Raw genomic sequence first — 19,057 nt, 5'->3', positions numbered from 1 at the left:
TAGGCTTAGTATATGATTCAGCCGTTTCCTTTTGCTTGAACGCGATCACGGCATTAGAGCGAGCGCATTAGGAAAAATTTCACCAAGGCGCGGCGACCCATCAGCATGCATGAAATCAAGAGATTTATCCCGGCGACCTTTGTCGTGTTGTGGGCTACCGGATTCATCGGCGCGCGGTACGCAATGCCGTGGGCGGAACCGTTCACGTTTCTCGGCACGAGGTTCGTCATTGCAGCAGTCCTGTTTATCCTGCTGATGGTGGTGCTTGGCTCGAAGAAGGCATCTCGCAAGGAAGCGCTCAACGCGGCCATCGCCGGGATGTTGATGCACGGGGTCTATCTCGGCGGCGTGTTCTGGGCGATCCATCGCGGAATGCCCGCAGGTCTTTCCGCCTTGATCGTCGGGTTGCAGCCGCTGATCACCGCGGTGATGGCCGGCAAGGTGCTGGGTGAGAAGATCTTGCCGCGCCATTGGCTGGGGCTGGCGATAGGCTTCGTCGGCGTTGTCATCGTGCTGTGGCCGAAGCTGGGCGCGCTGGGCAGCGGTATTACGTTCGAAACGCTTCTGGCCTCGCTGATCTCCGTCGTCGGCATGAGCGCGGGCACGGTTTGGCAGAAGCATTCCGGCTCGAGCGGCGATCTGGTCACCGGAACGTTCTGGCAATATGTCGGCGGCGCCATCATCGTCGTGCCGGCCGCCTTCCTGCTCGAAACGCGGGAGGTCGTCATCAACGGGGACCTCATCTTCGCGCTTGCCTGGCTGGTGCTGGTTCTATCTATCGGCGCGATCTTCCTTTTGATGATCATGATCCGCGGCGGCGAGATGTCCAAGGTAGGCTCCCTGTTCTACCTCGTGCCCGCGGTGACTGCTGTCATGGCCTGGGCGTTGTTTGGCGAACAACTCAATTTCATCCAGATCGTCGGCATGGCGATCACGACATTCGGCGTGGGGCTGGCGACGGCTCAGGTGCCGACGCGGGCGCGGGCTTCGAGATAGCGGCTGATCGCGGCGTTCAATTCACCGCCGAGGATGAAGATCGCCGAGACTATATAGAGGAAGACGACCGCGATCATGATCGAGGCCAGGCCGGCATAAGTCGTGACGTAGGATGAGAAATGGTCGAGATAGGTGGCGAATACCGTCGAGCCGATAAGCCACGCGACCAGCGTGAAGATGATGCCAGGGATGATCGAGACGAAGCTGCGCTTTCCGGCAGGCAGCCAGAAGTGGACCGCAATCAGGCCACCGACGATAACTGACGAGGCGATGATGTAGCGCCACAACGTGATGGTGCCGGTGTAGGGCTTGATCCATTCCATATAGGCTTCAGCCAATCGGGCCAGCAGCGGCGCGAAAACCAGAAGCAGGCTGATGGCGAGGAACCCGGCCGTTGCGATGAGGACGAAGCCGATGCTTTGCACCCGGCGATAGATGATGCCGCGGTTCTCAGTGACGCGATAGGCGCGGTTCAGCGAGGTGCGTAGCGCCTCGATGCCGTTCGAGGCGAAAAACGCTGCCAGAAGGACGCCATAGGTCAAGAGGTCGGTGCGCTGCACGGTCAAGACGTTCAGCACTTCGCGCGCAATCGGCTTGGCGATCTGTTCGGGCCATGTGTCGAATACGATGTGAACCGCAGTGTCGGAAAAGGCCTGCGCGCCGAGGAAACTGGCAAGCGTGGTGGCGAAAATCAGGAACGGAAACAGCGCCATCAAGGCGGTGATGGCAAGATGACTGGCCATTGCCCAGCCATCATCGGCATTGAAGTGCCCAAGTGCGTCATAGAGCACCCGCTTCAGGGCTACGATCTTCCGTAACAATGACCCGTCCTGCAATTGTATCCCAGTCGCGAATATGGGAAGGGTTTGCGACAAATAACAAGCCTTGCCGGAGCAACGATCCTGACCCCGAATGAGTTGCGCACCATCATTGTCACCGGTGCCTCATCCGGCATCGGCGCACATTGTGCCCGCGCATTGAAGGCCGACGGATGGAGGGTCTTCGCTACAGCCCGCAAGGAAAGCGACCTTGCTGAACTCGAAGCCGCCGGCATTGAAAGCTTTTATCTCGACTATCGCGAGCCAGCCTCGATCGAGGCTTTGGTTGCCGCGGTGCTGGAGCGAACCGGTGGACGGCTGGACGCGCTATACAACAACGGTGCCTATGCCCAGGCGGGTGCGGTCGAAGACCTGACGGTCGATGCGCTGCGCGAGCAGTTCGAGGCCAATTTCTTCGGCTGGCACGATCTTACGCGCCGCGTCATTCCCGTCATGCGCGCTCAAGGCCACGGTCGCCTCGTGCATTGTTCGTCAATACTCGGGCTGATGCCTGCGGGGCTGCGTGGCGCCTACTGCGCTTCGAAATATGCGGTCGAAGGCCTCATGCTTTCGTTACGGCAGGAGTTGGCCGAGAGCGGCATCCATGTGTCACTGATCGAGCCTGGTCCCGTGGCATCCAACATCCACAAGAACGGGATGACCTGGTTCCTCAAGAATGTGGACTATGGAAACTCGGTTCATCGCGCAGGCTATCGCGCGCAACTGGAGGGGTTGCGGGCGGCTCCAGCCAAGCGGCGCGCAAATCCCGAAATCGTGTACCGGGCCTTGCGGCATGCGCTTGTGTCGCGGAGCCCGCGCCCGCACTATGTGGTAACGGTTCCAGCCCGAATCGGTATCCTGTTGAAGCGACTCCTGCCAGCGCCGCTGCTCTATCGCTTGCTAGCCAGGACCGCCTGAGAAACCAAACCGGATTTTGCCCATGGCAACCTTTGTCAATATTCTCGCCGTCGCGTTCATGCTCGCCGTCGTGGCGGTGCTGATACGAGGCCTCATCAACATGATGCGAGGGGGCTCCAGCAACACGTCGAACAAGCTCATGCAGGCGCGCGTGATGCTGCAGTTCGTGGCGCTGGTCTTTATCCTGCTGGCCGTCTACTTCACGCGCAAATAACAGGCGATATTCGAGACGAGGGGAGCGGCCTATGGTCAAGCTGAACAAGATTTATACGCGCACCGGCGACAAGGGCACGACCGGTCTCGGCAGCGGCGAGCGGCGCTTGAAATGCGATCCCCGCGTGGAGGCTTATGGCACCGTCGACGAGGCCAATGCCTGCATCGGTCTCGCGCGCGTCCACACAGCCGAAAGCCATCCCGAGATCGATGCAATTCTGGGCCGCATCCAGAACGACATGTTCGACCTTGGCGCGGACCTGTCGACGCCGGACACGGGAAAGCCGCTGGAGTACGAACCACTGCGCATCATTGCGTCCCAGGTCGCGCGCATCGAACAGGACATCGACCTCATCAACAAGAACCTGTCGCCGTTGCGCTCTTTCGTGCTGAACGGCGGCACACCTGCTGCGGCTGCCCTTCACCTGGCGCGCACGGTGGCGCGCCGCGCCGAACGGGCGATGGTTGCGCTGGCGCAGGATGAAAACGAGCACGTCAATGCCGAAGGCATCAAGTACATCAATCGCGTTTCCGACCTGCTGTTCGTGGCCGCGCGAGCGGTCAATGACAATGGAAACGCCGATGTGCTATGGGTTCCAGGCAAGAACCGCTGAATTCTCCAACGGATAGCGGAGGGGCAAGATGTTCATTCCGCTTCATGATTCCAACAGCCTGCACTACATCAAGCTGCAATATGTCACGATCGGGCTGATCGCGGCAAATGTCATCGGCTATTTCATGACGGCGCTTGGCGGCGAGGCATTTTCCAATGCCGCCGTGCTTGGCCTCGGTTTCATTCCATCCGTGGTGCACAACACGGCGGAGCTTTCGCCGCAGTTCGTGATCATTCCGGAAGATTTCAGCTACATCACCTATGCGTTCCTGCATGCCGATATTTTCCATCTCGGCGGCAACATGCTGTTCCTTTGGGTGTTCGGCGACAATGTCGAGGATGCGCTCGGCCATGTCCGCTATCTGATCTTTTATCTCCTGTGCGCGGCAGGCGGGGCATTGTTCCACGGCATGGTTGCCCCCGAATCGCAAGCGCCGCTGATCGGCGCTTCTGGCGCGATCGCAGGCGTCGTGGCTGCCTATCTGATCCTGCATCCAAGGGTGAAGATATGGATCCTCGCCTTTGGCCGTATTCCGCTGCGCATTCCGGCCTACATCGTGCTGGTGTTCTGGATCGGGCTGCAATTCTTCATGTTTGCCGCAGGCGGCGAGGACCAGGTCTCGTGGGCTTGTCATATCGGCGGCATCATCTCAGGCGCGCTGCTCGTCGTCTTGCTGAAGCGCCGCGATGTGCCGCTGCTGGACAGGGAAGTGGTAACGCCGCGTTCGGTGAAGGTAGAGCAGAAGAGCGCCGTCGAGCCAATCGAGGCGCAGCCTGCGCCACGATGGGGACGACACTAGTACAAAGCGATTCAACCGATTAGCCCGCGTTTACGGATATTGACCTTCCGGGAGCCCGCAACTAGGTTCCGCGCGCCTGCGGAAGCCTTCCCGCCACCAAACAGGCCGTGGAAGACCATAATTCTGTGCGAAAATGTCGGCATTCGACAACTCTGAAGGGGCAAGCGCTGCTATAGCGCACCCGAAACATCGCAAGAGGTGAAAAGAGATGAAGGTTCTCGTCCCTGTAAAACGGGTTGTAGATGCGAATGTGAAAGTTCGGGTGAAGGCGGACGGTTCTGCCGTCGAGCTTGCCAATGTGAAGATGGCGATGAACCCGTTTGACGAGATTGCCGTCGAAGAGGCGATCCGTCTCAAGGAAGCCGGCAAGGTCGAGGAGATCGTGGTGGTTTCGGTTGGGCCGCAGCAGGCCCAGGAAACACTGCGCACCGCGCTTGCGATGGGTGCCGACCGCGCGATCCTGGTCAAGACCGACGAGGCGGTCGAGCCGCTTGGCGTCGCCAAGGTGCTGAAGGGCGTCGTGGATGCCGAACAGCCGGGTCTCGTCATTCTCGGCAAGCAGGCGATCGACGACGACAGCAACCAGACCGGCCAGATGCTGGCGGCGCTGCTTGGCTGGGCGCAAGGCACATTCGCTTCCAAGGTTGAACTTGCCGGCGACAAGGCCAAGGTGACGCGCGAGGTCGATGGCGGCCTGCAGACGGTCGAGCTGAAGATGCCGGCAATCGTCACCGTCGACCTGCGCCTGAACCAGCCGCGCTATGCATCGCTGCCCAACATCATGAAGGCGAAGAAGAAGCCGCTGGACGAGAAGGCGCCTGCCGATTTCGGTGCCGACGTGAAGCCGCGGCTAAAGGTCATCAAGACCGAGGAACCGGGTGGCCGCAAGGCTGGCGTGAAGGTCAAGACGGTGGCGGAACTGGTCGACAAACTCAAGAACGAAGCCGGCGTGCTTTAAGGTTCGGACAGGGAAAGGGTTAGAAATATGGCAATTCTCCTCATCGCCGAACACGACAATGCAAGCCTCTCGGACCAGACCGCCAAGGCGCTGTCGGCAGCCCTGAAAATCGGCTCCGACGTTGACGTTCTGGTGGCAGGCAAGGGCGCCAAGGGCGCTGCCGATGCGGCATCGAAGCTGAAGGGCGTGCGCAAGGTCCTGCTGGCCGAGGCCGACGAACTGGCCGAGCGTCTCGCCGAACCGCTGGCAGCGCTGGTCGTTTCGCTGGCCGGCTCCTATGACACCATCATTGCGGCAGCCACTTCGACCGGCAAGAACGTGTCGCCTCGCGTTGCCGCACTGCTGGACGTGGCGCAGGTTTCCGAAATCATCGAAGTCGTCTCGTCCGATACCTTCAAGCGGCCGATCTATGCCGGCAACGCCATCCAGACCGTGCAGTCCGGCGATGCCAAGAAGGTGGTCACGGTTCGCACGGCCTCCTTCCAGGCAACGCCTGAAGGGGGCACCGTCCCGGTCGAGGCTATCAAGGCAGCCGCCAATCCGGGCCTGTCGACCTTTGTCGAAAACAAGCTGTCGGAAAGCGACCGCCCCGAACTCACCTCTGCCAAGATCATCATCTCGGGCGGACGTGCGCTCGGCTCCTCGGAGAAGTTCCAGGAAGTCATCCTGCCGGTGGCCGACAAGCTAGGTGCCGCCGTTGGCGCCAGCCGCGCCGCAGTCGACGCCGGCTACGCGCCGAACGACTGGCAGGTTGGCCAGACCGGTAAGGTCGTGGCACCGGACCTCTACATCGCCTGCGGCATCTCCGGCGCCATCCAGCACCTTGCCGGGATGAAGGACTCCAAGGTCATCGTCGCCATCAACAAGGACGAGGAAGCGCCGATCTTCCAAGTGGCCGACTACGGCATCGTCGGCGACCTGTTCACCATCCTGCCGGAGCTTGAAAAGGCGCTTTGACGCTGTTTCGCTAAGCGTATTAAATAGTCGGAGGGCGGGGTAGACTAAGTCGCCTCGCCCTTTTAGTTTGCGCTGCACAAAAGCAGGCGGACGGGATTGTCAAATGAGCAAGATCGGTACGATCGGTATCGTCGGAGCAGGCCAGATGGGTGGCGGCATCGCCCATGTTTCGGCGCTGGCTGGCTACAAGGTGCTGGTTTACGACGTCTCATCCGAACGCATCGAAAAAGGCCTTGCCACGATCAACGGCAACCTGGCCCGGCAAGTGGCGTCCGGCAAGCTCGAAGAGAAGGCGCGCAAGGCAGCGGTGGAGCACATTTCCGCCGCGCCCGCCATGTCCGACCTTGCTGCCGCCGACCTCGTCATCGAGGCGGCTACGGAAGACGAGGCCATCAAGCGCAAGATTTACGCGCAGCTTTGCCCGCAGCTTAACCCCACCGCCATTCTCGCGACCAACACCTCATCGATCTCGATCACCCGTTTGGCGGCGCAGACCGATCGGCCGGAGCGCTTCATCGGCATACATTTCATGAACCCGGTGCCGGTGATGAAGCTGGTCGAATTGGTGCGCGGCATCGCGACCGACGACCAGACCTTCGACGTGGCCAAGACCTACGTCAAGCAACTCGAAAAGACGATCACAGTCTCCGAAGATTTCCCGGCCTTCATCGTCAACCGCATCCTGTTGCCGATGATCAACGAGGCGATCTACACGCTCTATGAGGGCGTCGGCACGGTCGAGGCAATCGATACGGCGATGAAGCTTGGGGCCAACCACCCGATGGGGCCGCTGCAGCTTGCCGACTTCATCGGTCTCGACACCTGCCTGTCGATCATGCAGGTGCTGCATGACGGGCTGTCGGACTCGAAGTACCGCCCATGCCCGCTGCTGGTGAAATATGTCGAGGCAGGCTGGCTTGGCCGCAAGACGGGCCGCGGCTTCTACGACTACCGCGGCGAGACCCCGGTTCCGACGCGCTGAGCGGCGACGCAAGCCGGGTGCTTCAAATCAGGATGCCTTGGCGGCGTTGAACGAATTCGTTTCGACTTCTGTTGACGTCTTTGGCGATGCCGCCACGAAGACGCAGCCTCGGCCAGCCGCCTTGGCCGCGTAGCAGGCCATGTCCGCCCGCGCGATGATCTCATCCACTTCAGCGCAGCCGGCATCGATCGGAGTGACGCCGATGCTGGTGCCGATGGAGTGCGTGCGGCCATTCCATTCGAACTGCAATGCCGCGATGGCCGTGACGATGGCCCTTGCCGCCTCTTGCGCCGCCTCGGCTGAACCCGTCTGCAAGACCACCGCGAACTCGTCGCCGCCGAGCCTGGCAACGAGGTCGGCAGGTCCGAAGCCATTGCGAATGATGGCTGCGACACGCTTCAGCAACGCATCGCCAGCGGCATGGCCACCGGTATCGTTGACCTGCTTGAAATGGTCGAGATCGATGAACATGAAGTGGTGCCCGACCGTGTCGGAACGGGTCTTCGCAACCAGTTCCGTCACTTTCTGGATGAAGAACGAACGGTTGGCCAGCCCGGTCAAGGCGTCGTGGGTTGCTGCGTAGGCAAGTTGCCGCTGCAAGGCGCGGGCGTCGGTGAAGTCCTGGAAGACAACGACCGAGCCAGAGAACTCGCCGCGCTCGTTGATGATTGGCGAAACCACCTGCCGCACGCTGCAGCGGGTGCGGTCGTGCCTTACCAGAACGGCCCGGTTGTTCTGGTCTGCCGACTTTCGGTCGGAGGCCATTGAGCGGGCGAGGTCGAGAACGTGGCTGCTCTCCTCATCCACGGTGCAATAGACGGCTTCCAGTGGCTGGCCGAGCGCAGTCGTGCCATCCACACCGGTCAGCTTTTCAGCCAGAGGGTTCATGAACGTTATCGTACCCATGGCATCGGTGCAGATCACTGCATCGCCGATCGAGCGTAGGGTTACCCTAAGCCGTTCCTTCTCGTCTGCCAGCAAGGCTGCGGATTGGGCAAGGCGCAGTTCGACTTCCTTGCGCGCGGTGATATCGGTGATGCTGCCGATGACGCGCACCGCATGGCCGTGTGCGTCGCGCGACACTGCCTTGCCGCGATCAAGCACCCAAATCCACCTGCCGCTCTTGTGGCGCATGCGGTACTCGACCTCGTAGTACGGGGCCTTTCCATCCAGATGGGCCTGATCGGCCGCCTTGATGCGTTCGATGTCGTCGGGATGGGCAAGCTTGAGCCAGAGGTCAGAATCAAGCTTCTTATCGCCTCGGCGATAGCCAAGCAGCTCGAGCCATGTGTCGGAATAAGTCGTAGTGCCTTCCTGCAGGTTGCCGTCCCACACGCCTTGCTTTGCGCTGGCCAGCGCGAAGTTCCAACGCGTCTCGGTTTCGGCGATCCGTTGCTTGTCGTCCATGACCTGGCGGACGAAAAGGCCGACGAGAAATGGCGTCGAAACGGTGATGGCAACTGCGATCTGGAAGCCGTTCCTGAACGCTTCGATGCCTTCGCCAAGATCCGGGACGTAGCCTAACATTGCCGTGACGACGGCGGCGCCACCGGTTGCCGAGCAGACCAAGGCCAGTTCGAAGACACTGAGCCGGGGTGTCAGCACCATCAGCGGCAGCATCGCGATTGCGAACAGGAAATGACCCGAAGTCAGGGAAAGGCAGGTAATCGCGATGCAACCTGCGCAAATGGCCAGCAATCGTGCGAGCGCGCCGACATCGAGCAATGCGGTAAGCTTGGTTCGCGTGGCGAAGGCCATTGCGGGAAGGAAAATCGCGAATCCCAAGGCGTTGGCTGAAAACCAGGCCCAGCCTGTCGGTGTGACAGGCCACCCGTTCAGAAAGAATGTCACGGCGGCAAAGGCAAAGCCTGCCACCAGGGGTGCAATTCCTCCAGCGGTCCCCAGTACAAGGCCGAAATCGCGCGCGCCCAGCTTCTCAGGGCGAATCTTCCCGACGAGCCTTCGGGTGAGATGGATCGCGATGGCGATATGGCACAGATTGGCCGCAGCGTAGAGCGCCGCCATTTCCAGGCTTGATCCGAAGGCCATGTTGACCGTCAGCGAGGTCAGGACCAGGACGGCGGCGTCATGAATGGAAATGGTGCATTTCTGGCGCGCCAACATGGCAAATGCGAAGGCGTTCGGCAGCCACAGGCCGGCTATGCCATCGCCCAGGCGCGACAACAGGATTGATGCTGCTCCCGTTACAAAGAAGCCACCGGCAAGAAGAGCAGTCCGTCTCCAATTGCCCGATGTAAAAGGCTTCAACCCCAAAAAAAGCACAAGAACCCCGAATTGTCAGCGAAAGCTACGAGGTTCGACAGTGCAGGAACTGCCTTTAAGAAAAGTTGCCCTCAAGGTTCGACGAGCCGTCAGGATGTCGACATCTGGCGGCATGATTAAGGAAAAGTGTGCGTTCAGAACGGTGCCCGGGTTGTTTCCGCTGGCGGGCTTTTGTAGCGGGCCTGTTTCAACAGGCCGTAAAGAAAAGCGGGCGAGACCCTGAAGGTACCACCCGCTTTTGCACGTTAGGAAATACTGCTTAGGCGAACGTGCCGTGGCAGTGCTTGAACTTCTTGCCCGAACCGCATGGGCAGAGCTCGTTACGGCCGATCTTACCCCATGAAGCGGGGTTGTTCGGATCGCGATCTTCCGGCGCCACGACGGCGTTCTGCTCTGCCCGGACCAGCAGCGCGGTTTCACCGAAGTCGTTCTCGCCCGTGGTTGCATCGATATGCTGGCCGTAAGTCTCGGGCGCTTGCGGAGGAGGAGCCTCGGCTGCCTGCCTGACCAGTTCGACGCGCATGAGTTGCGAGGTGACCACCTGGCGCAGGTTGCCGAGCATGGCCTGGAACAGCTCGAAGGCTTCCTGCTTGTATTCCTGCAGAGGGTCGCGCTGGGCATAGCCGCGGAAACCCACCACGGAGCGCAGGTGGTCGAGGTTGACGATGTGCTCGCGCCACAAATGGTCGAGAGCCTGAAGGACAATCGAACGCTCGACATAGGTCATGACGTCGGGGCCGAAACGCTCGGCTCGGTCCCTGGCGGCAGTGTTGACCGCTTCGGTGATGCGCTCTCGGATATCGTCTTCGGCGATGCCTTCTTCCTTGGCCCACTCGTCGATGGGAAGGTCGAGATTGAGATATTCGACGACCTCGGTCTTGAGGCCATCGATATCCCATTGTTCTGGATAGGCATTTTCGGGAATGCCCTTGGCGACGATCTCTTCGATGACGCCGGTACGCATCTCGGCAACCATCTCGGACAAGCCCTCGCCGTCCATCAGTTCAAGCCGCTGCTCGAAGACGACCTTGCGCTGATCGTTGGAGACGTCGTCGTACTTCAACAGGTTCTTGCGGATATCGAAGTTGCGCGCCTCGACCTTGGTCTGCGCCTTTTCGAGAGCCTTGTTGATCCAGGGGTGGATGATGGCCTCGTCTTCCTTGAGGCCGAGCTTCTGGAGCATGCTGTCCATGCGCTCGGAACCGAAGATGCGCATGAGATCGTCCTGCAGCGACAGGAAGAATTTCGAGCGGCCCGGATCGCCCTGACGGCCGGAACGGCCGCGCAACTGATTGTCGATGCGGCGTGATTCATGGCGTTCTGTAGCCAGGACATAGAGTCCGCCGGCGGCGAGCGCCTTTTCCTTCAGCCGCGCCACGTCCTGCTGGATTTCCTTTTCGCGTGCCGTCCGTTCCGGACCTTCCGGCATATCGGCCAGTTCCTCGGCAATGCGCATCTCGGCGTTGCCGCCGAGCTGGATGTCGGTGCCGCGACCGGCCATGTTGGTGGCGATGGTGATGGCGCCGGGCTTGCCGGCCTGGGCAACGATCGCTGCCTCGCGTTCATGGTGGCGGGCATTGAGGACTTCGAAATCCTTGAAGCCTTCCTTGCGCAACCGCTCGGCCAGTTGCTCGGATTTCTCAATCGAGGTCGTGCCGACCAGCGTCGGCTGTCCCTTGGCGTGCGCCTCCTTGATTTCGCGCACGATTGCCTTGATCTTCTCTTCGACAGAGCGATAGACCTCATCATCCTCGTCGATGCGTTGCACAGGCAGATTTGTCGGGATTTCAGTAACTTCCAGGCCGTAGATGTTGCCGAATTCCTCGGCCTCGGTAAGAGCCGTACCGGTCATGCCGGCCAGCTTCTTGTACATGCGGAAGTAATTCTGGAATGTCACCGAGGCCAGCGTCTGGTTTTCCGGCTGGATTGTGACGTGTTCCTTGGCTTCAAGCGCCTGGTGCAGGCCTTCGGAATAGCGGCGGCCCGGCATCATGCGCCCGGTAAATTCGTCAATGATGACGATTTCGTCGTTGCGTACGATGTAATCCTTGTCGCGCTGGAACAGCCGGTGGGCCTTCAAGGCGTTGTTGACGTGGTGGACGATGGCCACGTTCTCGATGTCATAGAGGGAGGTGCCTTTCAAAAGACCGGCGTCCCGCAGCATGTTCTCCAGCTTTTCCGTGCCTTCCTCGGTGAAGATCGACGTCTTCTGCTTCTCGTCGATTTCGTAGTCGGACGGCACCAGCTTGAGCATGAAGGCGTCGATGGTGTTGTACATTTCCGAACGGTCTTCGAGCGGTCCGGAAATGATGAGCGGCGTGCGGGCCTCGTCGATCAGGATCGAGTCGACCTCGTCGACGATCGCGAAATGGTGGCCACGCTGGACCATCTGGACGCGCTCATACTTCATGTTGTCGCGCAGATAGTCGAAGCCAAGCTCGTTGTTGGTGGCGTAGGTGATGTCGCAGGTATAGGCGGCGCGCCGTTCCTCGTCGGTAAGACCGTGGACGATAACGCCTACCGTCAGCCCGAGGAATTTATAGACGCGTCCCATCCAACTCGAGTCACGGGTGGCAAGGTAGTCGTTGACGGTAACGACGTGGACGCCCTTGCCGGCAATTGCGTTGAGATAGACGGGAAGCGTGGCGACAAGCGTCTTGCCTTCGCCCGTACGCATTTCGGCAATGCCACCGCCATGCAGGACCATGCCGCCGACCAACTGGACATCGAAGGGGCGCATGCCCAAAACCCGGCGTGCAGCCTCACGGACCGTCGCGAAGGCAGGAACGAGGAGATCATCGAGAGAGGCGCCATTGGCAAGTTCCTCGCGGAACTTTTGCGTGCGTGCCTTCAATTCATCATCAGAAAGTGCCTGGATTTCGCTTTCCAGGGCATTGACCGCCTGGACGCGCGCCCTGGTCGACTTGATGCGCCGATCATTGGAGGAGCCGAAAACCTTGCGGGCGAGACCGCCGAGACTGACCATATAATGGCCCTTTCGATTGCAATCCTGAACATTTGCGACTGGAGCCGGATGGCCCCGTCTTATCCGCCTTCGAGCGAAGAAAACACCAAAAAGCGCCCGGAAAACGGTTCTGGACGCAAAGTCGTTGGACAGATAAGAGGGGGCATCACTGATGTCAACGCTGCGCTCTTTTGCTGGAACACGCCAAATTCCGCCACATTCTCACTGATCTGAAAGCCGGCGCTCTCCTCACAATCTCCATTGGAGTCTTTTTCATGTCATTTTCGTCACGCCGCGTTTCGCTTGCCGGTATCGGCATTGCAGTCGGACTGTCGGCTCTTGCGCTGGCGCCGCTTGCGGCACAGGAAACCGCCCCGGCAACACCTGCCGTCGAGGCTGCCAAGCCTGCCGACCCGAATGCCGTTGTCGCCACCATCAACGGCCAGACCATCACCGAGGCCGACCTTACGTTGGCGGAGGGCGAGCTTTCGCAGCAATTTGCGCAACTTCCGCCCGAACAGCGCCGCGCTGCAGCACTTTCCGCAGCTATCGAGATCAAGGTTCTGGCCGACAAGGCTGCCGCCGAAGGGCTCGACAAGGACCCGGATTTCCAGCGCCGCGCTGCCTTCCTCCAGCAGCGTGCACTGCATGGCTGGATGGTCGAGAAGGAGGTTGTCGGCAAGATCACCGACGCGGAAATCCAGGCGCGCTACGACAAGGAGATCGCCGCAGCTCCGCCGGTCAACGAAGTTCATGCCCGTCACATTCTCGTGAAAACCAAGGAAGAAGCCGACGCCATCATCAAGCAGCTCGACGGCGGCGCCGATTTCCAGAAACTTGCCAACGAGCACACCAGCGATCCGAGCGGCAAGACCAATGGCGGTGACCTTGGCTATTTCGGTCCGGGCCAGATGGTGCCGGAGTTCGAAAAGGCTGCAAGTGCGCTCGAAGTCGGCGCCTATAGCAAGGAACCGGTGCAGACGCAGTTCGGCTGGCACATCATCAAGGTTGAGGACAAGCGCGCGCAGCAGCCTCCGGCGTTCGACAAGGTCAAGGAACAGGTCAAGTTGCTTTTGATCCGCGACAAGTACTTCGCCCTTGTCAAGGAAGCCCGTGCCGCCGCCAAGGTGGATATCCCCGATGCCGAACTGAAGAAGGCGATCGACGCGGCTGAAAGCAGCGCGCAGTAAGTCTGCATCATCTCAAAATCAGGGCCGGTCGCTGAGACCGGCCTTTTTCTTTGAGGATCGCTTGCGATCTAGCTCCGGTTTAGCTCTGTGCGCCGGGCTGGTTCAAAACGCCTTGCGTGGCGTGGCCGTATGGGGCAAACCGGGCCAATTCCGCGCTATCTGCCCGAGGCCCCCATGTCCGAAACCATTTCGCCGCTTGCTCCCAAGAAATACCCGAAAATGCCATCTATCGACGGCGTACGCATCGCGACCGCCGAGGCCGGGATCAAGTACAAGGGCCGCACGGACCTCCTCGCCATGGTGTTCGATACTGGAACAACCGTCGCGGGCGTTTTCACGCGCTCGAAATGCCCGTCAGCGCCTGTCGACTTCTGCCGCCAGAACCTGCCCGTCGGCAAGGCGCGCGTGCTGGTGGTGAATTCCGGCAATGCCAATGCATTTACCGGCAAGCGCGGCCGCGAAACCACCTCCATGACCGGCGAAGCGGCTGCCAAGGCGGCAGGGTGCACCTCGGGCGAGGTGTTCCTGGCATCTACCGGTGTCATCGGGGAGCCGCTCGACGCCGGCAAGTTCAGCCATCTTCTGGCCGGGCTTGTCCGCGACGGCAAAGCGGACCAGTGGACGGAAGCCGCCAAGGCCATCATGACCACGGACACCTATCCCAAAGTGGCCACCGCCACGGTCAAGCTGGGCGATGCCGACATCACCATCAACGGCATTGCCAAGGGCGCGGGCATGATTGCTCCCGACATGGCCACAATGCTTTCCTTCGTCGCTACGGACGCGCCGATTTCCGCACCGGTCTTGCAAGACCTGCTGTCGCGTGGCGTCGGCAAGACCTTCAATGCGGTAACGGTCGATTCCGATACGTCGACCAGCGACACGCTTTTGCTGTTTGCCACTGGGGCTGCAGCCAAGCGCGGCGTGCCGGTGATCAACGATCCAAAAGATCCGCGCCTTGCCGCCGTGCGCCGGGCGCTTGGAAAAATCCTGAAGACGCTGGCGCTGCAAGTGGTGCGCGACGGCGAGGGCGCGCGCAAGCAGGTCGAAGTCACGGTTACGGGTGCAAAGTCGGCGCGCTCGGCCAAGCGCATAGCGCTCGCGATCGCCAATTCGCCGCTGGTCAAAACGGCGGTAGCGGGTGAAGATGCCAATTGGGGCCGCGTCGTCATGGCTGTCGGCAAGGCCGGCGAACCCGCAGACCGGGATCGTCTCTCGATCTGGTTCGGCAAAAATCGGCTGGCGCATGAAGGCGAACGTGACCCCTCCTATTCGGAGGCGGAAACTTCTGCCTATATGAAGCGCGACGAAATCAGCATCCGTGCTGACATCGGTATCGGCCGCGGCAAGGCGACTGTCTGGACCTGCGATCTCACCAAGGAATATGTCGCCATCAACGGCGATTATCGGAGCTGATTTGCCCTTGGTCCATCCATCAGAACAACTGGCAGCTGTCCGCCGCTACGAAGCGGCAGGTTTCCGGTCATGGCCGGCCGCTGCCGTCCATTATGATGGAACATGGGTCATCAGACTAACCGCAGGCCATCCGGCCAAGCGGCTGAATTCGATCAATCCGCTCGACCCCGGCGATGTTGCCGATATTCCGGAACGCATCGCTCGTGCCGGTCGTCGCTTCGAGGCCTATGGACGGCCGCTGACCTTTCGCGTCTCGCCGCTGTCAGGACCGGAGCTCTCGGCATATTTCGACGCGCAGGGTTGGTCGCGCTTCGATGAATCGCTGGTCATGCGGATGTCGCTGTCGGATGCGCCGGTCGAAGAGGCGATCGATCAGATCCCCCTGAAGGACATTGGCCGCTTCGTGACAGCGTCGATGAAGGTGCATGACGCCGACCCTTCATTGCGCGCGGGTCTTTCCGAAATCATTGGCGCGATACAGCCGGAAGCCGGGCTGTTTGCGCTGGAAAGCGGCGATGATCCTCTGGCCACGATGATCTGCGTTCATGAAGGGGACCTCGCCGGCCTGTTTGAAATCGCCACGCATGAAGCCGTGCGCAACCAGGGGCATGCACGCCAGCTTGTCCTGTCGGCCTTGAAGTGGGCGCGGCTGCGCGGCGCCAAGGAGGCCTGGCTGCAGGTCGAGGCAAACAATGACGCGGCACTCGCTCTCTACAAGAAACTCGGCTTTCGTGAAGTCTACCACTACCACTACAGGCGGCCTCCCGGATCATGACTACTACGGAAACCGCGGGAAAACGCCTTCTTCTGGTAACCGCCTGTGCCCTGATCGACGCGGATGGGCGCGTGCTGATCGCGCAACGCCCCGAGGGCAAGCAGCTTGGCGGCCTATGGGAATTCCCCGGCGGCAAGGTCGAACCGGGAGAAACGCCGGAGCAATGCCTTATTCGTGAACTGCGCGAAGAACTTGGCATCGACACAAAAATCGACTGCCTGGCGCCTCTCACCTTCGCCAGCCACAGCTACGACGACTTCCACCTGTTGATGCCGCTCTACGTATGCCGGCGCTTTTCGGGAATTCCGCAGCCGCATGAGGCGCAGGCTCTGAAATGGGTGAAGCCGCGCCAGTTGCGCGACTATCCAATGCCGCCGGCCGATGCGCCGCTCATTCCCTTCCTGATCGATCTCTTGTGAGTTGTGCCGCTTCGGGAATGCCATCGTCCACGAGCGTTAATGGAAGATTTATCTTGCCGTGAAAAATTGAGCGAAGCCAGAATCGGCCGCGCAACGGCATTTCCGGGAAGTCTCACATGAATTTCGACAGCGATTGGAACTTGGACCGCCCGGAACGCGGCGTTCGCGTCGTCAAGGCCGGCATGGGCCTGTTGCGGATTACATTGCTTTTTGGGTCGGCCGCCATCGCACTCGCTCTTTTTGCTACCCCATATCTGGCGGATCAAAACCGCCAGCAGTTTGCCGGGGCGAGATATGGCGGCCTCGATCTCATGAGTACGGGTTCTATCGGAGCGAATACCTACACCGTCAGGCGCAGCGTGCTGCAGACATCGCCGAATGCGGTCTGCATCATCCGCGAGAATGGCGCTAGAAGCGGCGACTGCTGATTTCCTGCGCAGCTTTGTAGCCGCAATATTGTCCGCGATTTTTACTCCGCCGCTTCACTGGGTATTAAGCGTATTGCATTAACCTTTCTTAATGGCTGGGTGATAGGTTCGGTTCAACGAGGATCGACAGCTATGGCACGAATTCTTCAGAGGTTCCTGAACGACGAGACCGGCGCGACGGCGATCGAATACGGCCTGATCGTTGCGGTTCTTTCGCTGGCCATCATAGCCGGCGTGGGTGATGCAGCGGATGCTTTGACCGAGCTCTGGAACGGCAACAACAGCAAACTCGCCGAAGCCTTCCGCTAATCTTGCAGCTTTCCCGGATTTTCCAGAGCCTTTGCCAACGACATCTTTGCCGAGCCCGGTTTGAGCGGTTTTCGCTGCGAAGGGTCTGGCGCCCAGCCTGATAACCAGACTATCGCGAAAGTGGCCCTTATGCGCCCATCCGAATCGGAAAAGCGCTCGGCATAGATTTCAGCCGCGCGCGCGAACAGGCGGCGTGTTCCGGGTCGCCTTGACCGGTCGCTGAGCACGCTGGTTTCGCCCATGGCGCGCAGGTCGCCCATCAACGCAAACAGGTTGTCATAGCGCACCGTCACGGTTTCGATATCGGCAACCGGCAAGGCGAGGCCTGCTCTCTGCAGCAGGGCGCCGGCATCGCGCACGTCTACGAAGGGGCTGACGCGCGGGCTGATGCCGCCGTAAAGTTCGCTTTCGGCTGCCAGCAGGCTTTCGCGCAACTCGTTGAGTGTTCCGGCACCGGCCATTGCGCCAAGAAAAAGCCCGTCGGGTTTCAGTGCTCGCCGGACCTGGATGATGAAACCCGGAATGTCGTTCATTGCCTGCATCGAGAGCAGGGAAACAGCGATATCGAGGCTGGCCGGTTCGAGCGGCACGGTTTCTGGCGGCGCTACGAGCCCCGTTTCGCCGAGCAGGAGGGCCGCGTCTGCCTCCACTCGCACGACTTCGGCAACTTTCTGGCTTTTAGCCAGCACCCGGGCGCCCGCCGAGGTTTGGCAAAACAGGGCTGCGCCTTTGTTGAACTCGCGTTGTACGGCGGCGAGGCGGTCGGCGAGCTCTTCGGCGGCGCGGTTGATGAGGAAGTCGGCGCCGGACACGGGGGCAGCGAGGGCCCGCCGTTTGCGTGCCAGCCATAACGGAATGTCAAAGATCGTCTGCACGAAATGTCTCGATTCAACCGGTGACTGCTATAGGGTAAGCCGGTACCAAGTCGCATGGCCGATCCGATGCCTGAGATCAAGAGTTTTGCTCACGCGGTTTTGAAATGGCCGGTGCGCATTCTGTTTCCACCGATCTGTGCCGGCTGCCGTAGGCATGTTCTCGAGCCTGGCGTGCTTTGCGGTGCATGCTGGTCGAAGCTCAAATTGCTGGAGCGGCCATGGTGCCCGGTGATGGGAACACCGTTCCAGCACGAGATGGGCGAGGGGTTTCTTTCTGCTGAAGCCATTGCCGATCCACCGCCCTTCGAGCGTGCGCGCGCCTCGGTCGTCTATGGCGACGTTGCGCGAGAGATGGTGCAGGGTCTCAAATATCACGACCGCACCGATCTCGCTCGATGGATGGCAAGGTGGATGCTGAGGGCCGGCGGCGAGCTCATTGCCGATGCCGATGTAATCGTTCCAGTGCCGCTGCACCGGCGGCGCTTCTTCAGCCGCAAATTCAATCAGTCAGCGGAGCTGGCACGAGCCGTTTCCAAATTGAGTGGTGTGCCGCTTGCACCTGCCGCCTTGAAGCGGCTGAAGCTGACGCGGCAACAAGTGGGCCTGGAACGCAAGGAGCGGGAGGACAACGTGCGCGGGGCTTTTCGCGTGCCGCCGGAAGCGGAAATCACTATTGCCGGTCGGCGCGTGCTTTTGGTCGACGATGTCTACACGACCGGGGCTACCGTAGGGGCTGCCACCAGAGCGCTGAGGAAGGGCGGTGCGGCGACCGTTGACGTTCTCACTTTTGCGCGCGTTCTGCCCGGGGACTTCCGAGCCGACGAAACAACCCTTATATAAGCCCTGTAACAAAGACAGGATTGTTGACCCATGGTCGACGTGACGATTTATACACGTGCAATGTGCGGCTACTGCTCGGCAGCCAAGCGGCTTCTTGAGAAGAAGGGCGTTGCCTATACCGAGCATGATGCATCCTTCTCGCCTGATTTGCGCCGGGAGATGATTTCGCGCGCCAATGGCCGCACGACCTTTCCGCAGATTTTTATCGGGGCGACCCATGTCGGCGGCTGCGATGATCTGCACTCGTTGGAAGCTGAAGGCAGACTTGATACACTGCTTGCCAACGGGACGTTTGTTTGAGG

General features: G+C 60.4%; 20 protein-coding genes. 16 read left to right on the top strand and 4 right to left on the bottom strand.

The features are described 5' to 3' along the window. Positions 1 to 105: 105 nt before the first annotated feature. Complete coding sequence (locus tag ASD50_RS00875; RefSeq protein WP_056234424.1) at positions 106 to 996, top strand: DMT family transporter; 891 nt, start codon at positions 106 to 108, stop codon at positions 994 to 996. On the opposite strand, the gene ASD50_RS00870 is transcribed toward ASD50_RS00875, so the two are convergent. Beyond that, a complete protein-coding gene (locus ASD50_RS00870) occupies positions 963 to 1,817 on the bottom strand; it encodes a YihY/virulence factor BrkB family protein (protein WP_056234419.1) in 855 nt (284 codons plus the stop codon). The genes ASD50_RS00875 and ASD50_RS00870 overlap by 34 nt on opposite strands. A gap of 45 nt (positions 1,818 to 1,862) precedes the next feature. Here ASD50_RS00870 and ASD50_RS00865 point away from each other — a divergent pair, with 45 nt between their 5' ends. The 7 genes from ASD50_RS00865 to ASD50_RS00835 all read left to right on the top strand — a co-directional run bounded on the left by ASD50_RS00865 (position 1,863) and on the right by ASD50_RS00835 (position 7,255). Continuing rightward, positions 1,863 to 2,732, top strand: coding sequence for an SDR family oxidoreductase (locus tag ASD50_RS00865; RefSeq protein WP_413813858.1), 870 nt, complete (start codon positions 1,863 to 1,865; stop codon positions 2,730 to 2,732). Positions 2,733 to 2,754: 22 nt separating this feature from the next. After that, positions 2,755 to 2,946, top strand: coding sequence for a twin transmembrane helix small protein (locus ASD50_RS00860; protein ID WP_056234411.1), 192 nt, complete (start codon positions 2,755 to 2,757; stop codon positions 2,944 to 2,946). A gap of 31 nt (positions 2,947 to 2,977) precedes the next feature. Next, positions 2,978 to 3,559, top strand: a complete 582-nt coding sequence (locus ASD50_RS00855) for a cob(I)yrinic acid a,c-diamide adenosyltransferase (RefSeq protein ID WP_056234407.1) — start codon at positions 2,978 to 2,980, stop codon at positions 3,557 to 3,559. A gap of 28 nt (positions 3,560 to 3,587) precedes the next feature. Further along, the gene (locus ASD50_RS00850; protein ID WP_056234404.1) at positions 3,588 to 4,358 is read left to right on the top strand and encodes a rhomboid family intramembrane serine protease; all 771 of its coding nucleotides are present in this window, start codon (positions 3,588 to 3,590) and stop codon (positions 4,356 to 4,358) included. 208 nt (positions 4,359 to 4,566) lie between these two features. After that, complete coding sequence (locus ASD50_RS00845) at positions 4,567 to 5,316, top strand: electron transfer flavoprotein subunit beta/FixA family protein (protein WP_056234401.1); 750 nt, start codon at positions 4,567 to 4,569, stop codon at positions 5,314 to 5,316. A 27-nt stretch (positions 5,317 to 5,343) separates the two neighbouring features. Then, complete coding sequence (locus tag ASD50_RS00840; protein WP_056234397.1) at positions 5,344 to 6,273, top strand: electron transfer flavoprotein subunit alpha/FixB family protein; 930 nt, start codon at positions 5,344 to 5,346, stop codon at positions 6,271 to 6,273. A gap of 103 nt (positions 6,274 to 6,376) precedes the next feature. Further along, a complete protein-coding gene (locus ASD50_RS00835; RefSeq protein WP_056234393.1) occupies positions 6,377 to 7,255 on the top strand; it encodes a 3-hydroxybutyryl-CoA dehydrogenase in 879 nt (292 codons plus the stop codon). A 27-nt stretch (positions 7,256 to 7,282) separates the two neighbouring features. Here ASD50_RS00835 and ASD50_RS00830 read toward each other — a convergent pair whose 3' ends face one another. After that, complete coding sequence (locus tag ASD50_RS00830) at positions 7,283 to 9,439, bottom strand: diguanylate cyclase domain-containing protein (RefSeq protein ID WP_056234391.1); 2,157 nt, start codon at positions 9,437 to 9,439, stop codon at positions 7,283 to 7,285. A 358-nt stretch (positions 9,440 to 9,797) separates the two neighbouring features. Then, positions 9,798 to 12,524: a preprotein translocase subunit SecA gene (gene secA, locus ASD50_RS00825; protein WP_056234388.1), complete on the bottom strand. Its 2,727-nt coding sequence runs from the start codon at positions 12,522 to 12,524 to the stop codon at positions 9,798 to 9,800. Between the two features lie 254 nt (positions 12,525 to 12,778). Between secA and ASD50_RS00820 the strand changes: the two genes are divergently transcribed. The 6 genes from ASD50_RS00820 (at position 12,779) to ASD50_RS00795 (ending at position 17,040) form a co-directional block, all read left to right on the top strand. Beyond that, positions 12,779 to 13,693 (top strand): peptidylprolyl isomerase, encoded by a 915-nt coding sequence (locus ASD50_RS00820; RefSeq protein ID WP_056234747.1) that lies wholly within the window; start codon positions 12,779 to 12,781, stop codon positions 13,691 to 13,693. A gap of 174 nt (positions 13,694 to 13,867) precedes the next feature. Continuing rightward, the gene (gene argJ, locus ASD50_RS00815; protein ID WP_056234385.1) at positions 13,868 to 15,109 is read left to right on the top strand and encodes a bifunctional glutamate N-acetyltransferase/amino-acid acetyltransferase ArgJ; all 1,242 of its coding nucleotides are present in this window, start codon (positions 13,868 to 13,870) and stop codon (positions 15,107 to 15,109) included. After that, entirely contained in the window at positions 15,078 to 15,884 is an 807-nt protein-coding gene (locus ASD50_RS00810; RefSeq protein ID WP_056234382.1) for a GNAT family N-acetyltransferase, read from the top strand. The genes argJ and ASD50_RS00810 overlap by 32 nt, the downstream gene beginning before the upstream one ends. Further along, positions 15,881 to 16,303 (top strand): 8-oxo-dGTP diphosphatase MutT, encoded by a 423-nt coding sequence (gene mutT, locus ASD50_RS00805; protein ID WP_056234379.1) that lies wholly within the window; start codon positions 15,881 to 15,883, stop codon positions 16,301 to 16,303. The genes ASD50_RS00810 and mutT overlap by 4 nt, the downstream gene beginning before the upstream one ends. Positions 16,304 to 16,419: 116 nt before the next feature. Further along, a complete protein-coding gene (locus tag ASD50_RS00800) occupies positions 16,420 to 16,731 on the top strand; it encodes a hypothetical protein (protein ID WP_056234376.1) in 312 nt (103 codons plus the stop codon). Positions 16,732 to 16,863: 132 nt separating this feature from the next. After that, entirely contained in the window at positions 16,864 to 17,040 is a 177-nt protein-coding gene (locus ASD50_RS00795; RefSeq protein ID WP_056234373.1) for a Flp family type IVb pilin, read from the top strand. Here the strand turns inward: ASD50_RS00795 and ASD50_RS00790 are convergent. Continuing rightward, positions 17,037 to 17,915, bottom strand: a complete 879-nt coding sequence (locus tag ASD50_RS00790; RefSeq protein WP_056234370.1) for a methyltransferase domain-containing protein — start codon at positions 17,913 to 17,915, stop codon at positions 17,037 to 17,039. The genes ASD50_RS00795 and ASD50_RS00790 overlap by 4 nt on opposite strands. Positions 17,916 to 17,969: 54 nt before the next feature. Here ASD50_RS00790 and ASD50_RS00785 point away from each other — a divergent pair, with 54 nt between their 5' ends. Together ASD50_RS00785 and grxC are read left to right on the top strand one after the other, a co-directional pair. Further along, the gene (locus ASD50_RS00785; RefSeq protein WP_056234367.1) at positions 17,970 to 18,755 is read left to right on the top strand and encodes a ComF family protein; all 786 of its coding nucleotides are present in this window, start codon (positions 17,970 to 17,972) and stop codon (positions 18,753 to 18,755) included. Between the two features lie 30 nt (positions 18,756 to 18,785). Further along, entirely contained in the window at positions 18,786 to 19,055 is a 270-nt protein-coding gene (gene grxC / locus ASD50_RS00780; protein ID WP_056234363.1) for a glutaredoxin 3, read from the top strand. The last annotated feature ends 2 nt before the right edge of the window (positions 19,056 to 19,057 follow it).

This window comes from Mesorhizobium sp. Root552 (assembly GCF_001427285.1).
Classification (GTDB): domain Bacteria; phylum Pseudomonadota; class Alphaproteobacteria; order Rhizobiales; family Rhizobiaceae; genus Mesorhizobium.
Note: the sequence above shows the minus strand (reverse complement) of the source record. Positions and strands in the feature narration are given on the sequence as shown.

Coding starts and splice junctions, on each gene's coding strand:
- ASD50_RS00875 (WP_056234424.1), top strand. CDS start 106: ATGCATGAAATCAAGAGATTTATCCCGGCGACCTTTGTCGTGTTGTGG.
- ASD50_RS00860 (WP_056234411.1), top strand. CDS start 2,755: ATGGCAACCTTTGTCAATATTCTCGCCGTCGCGTTCATGCTCGCCGTC.
- ASD50_RS00855 (WP_056234407.1), top strand. CDS start 2,978: ATGGTCAAGCTGAACAAGATTTATACGCGCACCGGCGACAAGGGCACG.
- ASD50_RS00850 (WP_056234404.1), top strand. CDS start 3,588: ATGTTCATTCCGCTTCATGATTCCAACAGCCTGCACTACATCAAGCTG.
- ASD50_RS00845 (WP_056234401.1), top strand. CDS start 4,567: ATGAAGGTTCTCGTCCCTGTAAAACGGGTTGTAGATGCGAATGTGAAA.
- ASD50_RS00840 (WP_056234397.1), top strand. CDS start 5,344: ATGGCAATTCTCCTCATCGCCGAACACGACAATGCAAGCCTCTCGGAC.
- ASD50_RS00835 (WP_056234393.1), top strand. CDS start 6,377: ATGAGCAAGATCGGTACGATCGGTATCGTCGGAGCAGGCCAGATGGGT.
- secA (WP_056234388.1), bottom strand. CDS start 12,524: ATGGTCAGTCTCGGCGGTCTCGCCCGCAAGGTTTTCGGCTCCTCCAAT.
- ASD50_RS00820 (WP_056234747.1), top strand. CDS start 12,779: ATGTCATTTTCGTCACGCCGCGTTTCGCTTGCCGGTATCGGCATTGCA.
- argJ (WP_056234385.1), top strand. CDS start 13,868: ATGTCCGAAACCATTTCGCCGCTTGCTCCCAAGAAATACCCGAAAATG.
- ASD50_RS00810 (WP_056234382.1), top strand. CDS start 15,078: ATGTCGCCATCAACGGCGATTATCGGAGCTGATTTGCCCTTGGTCCAT.
- mutT (WP_056234379.1), top strand. CDS start 15,881: ATGACTACTACGGAAACCGCGGGAAAACGCCTTCTTCTGGTAACCGCC.
- ASD50_RS00800 (WP_056234376.1), top strand. CDS start 16,420: ATGAATTTCGACAGCGATTGGAACTTGGACCGCCCGGAACGCGGCGTT.
- ASD50_RS00795 (WP_056234373.1), top strand. CDS start 16,864: ATGGCACGAATTCTTCAGAGGTTCCTGAACGACGAGACCGGCGCGACG.
- ASD50_RS00785 (WP_056234367.1), top strand. CDS start 17,970: ATGGCCGATCCGATGCCTGAGATCAAGAGTTTTGCTCACGCGGTTTTG.
- grxC (WP_056234363.1), top strand. CDS start 18,786: ATGGTCGACGTGACGATTTATACACGTGCAATGTGCGGCTACTGCTCG.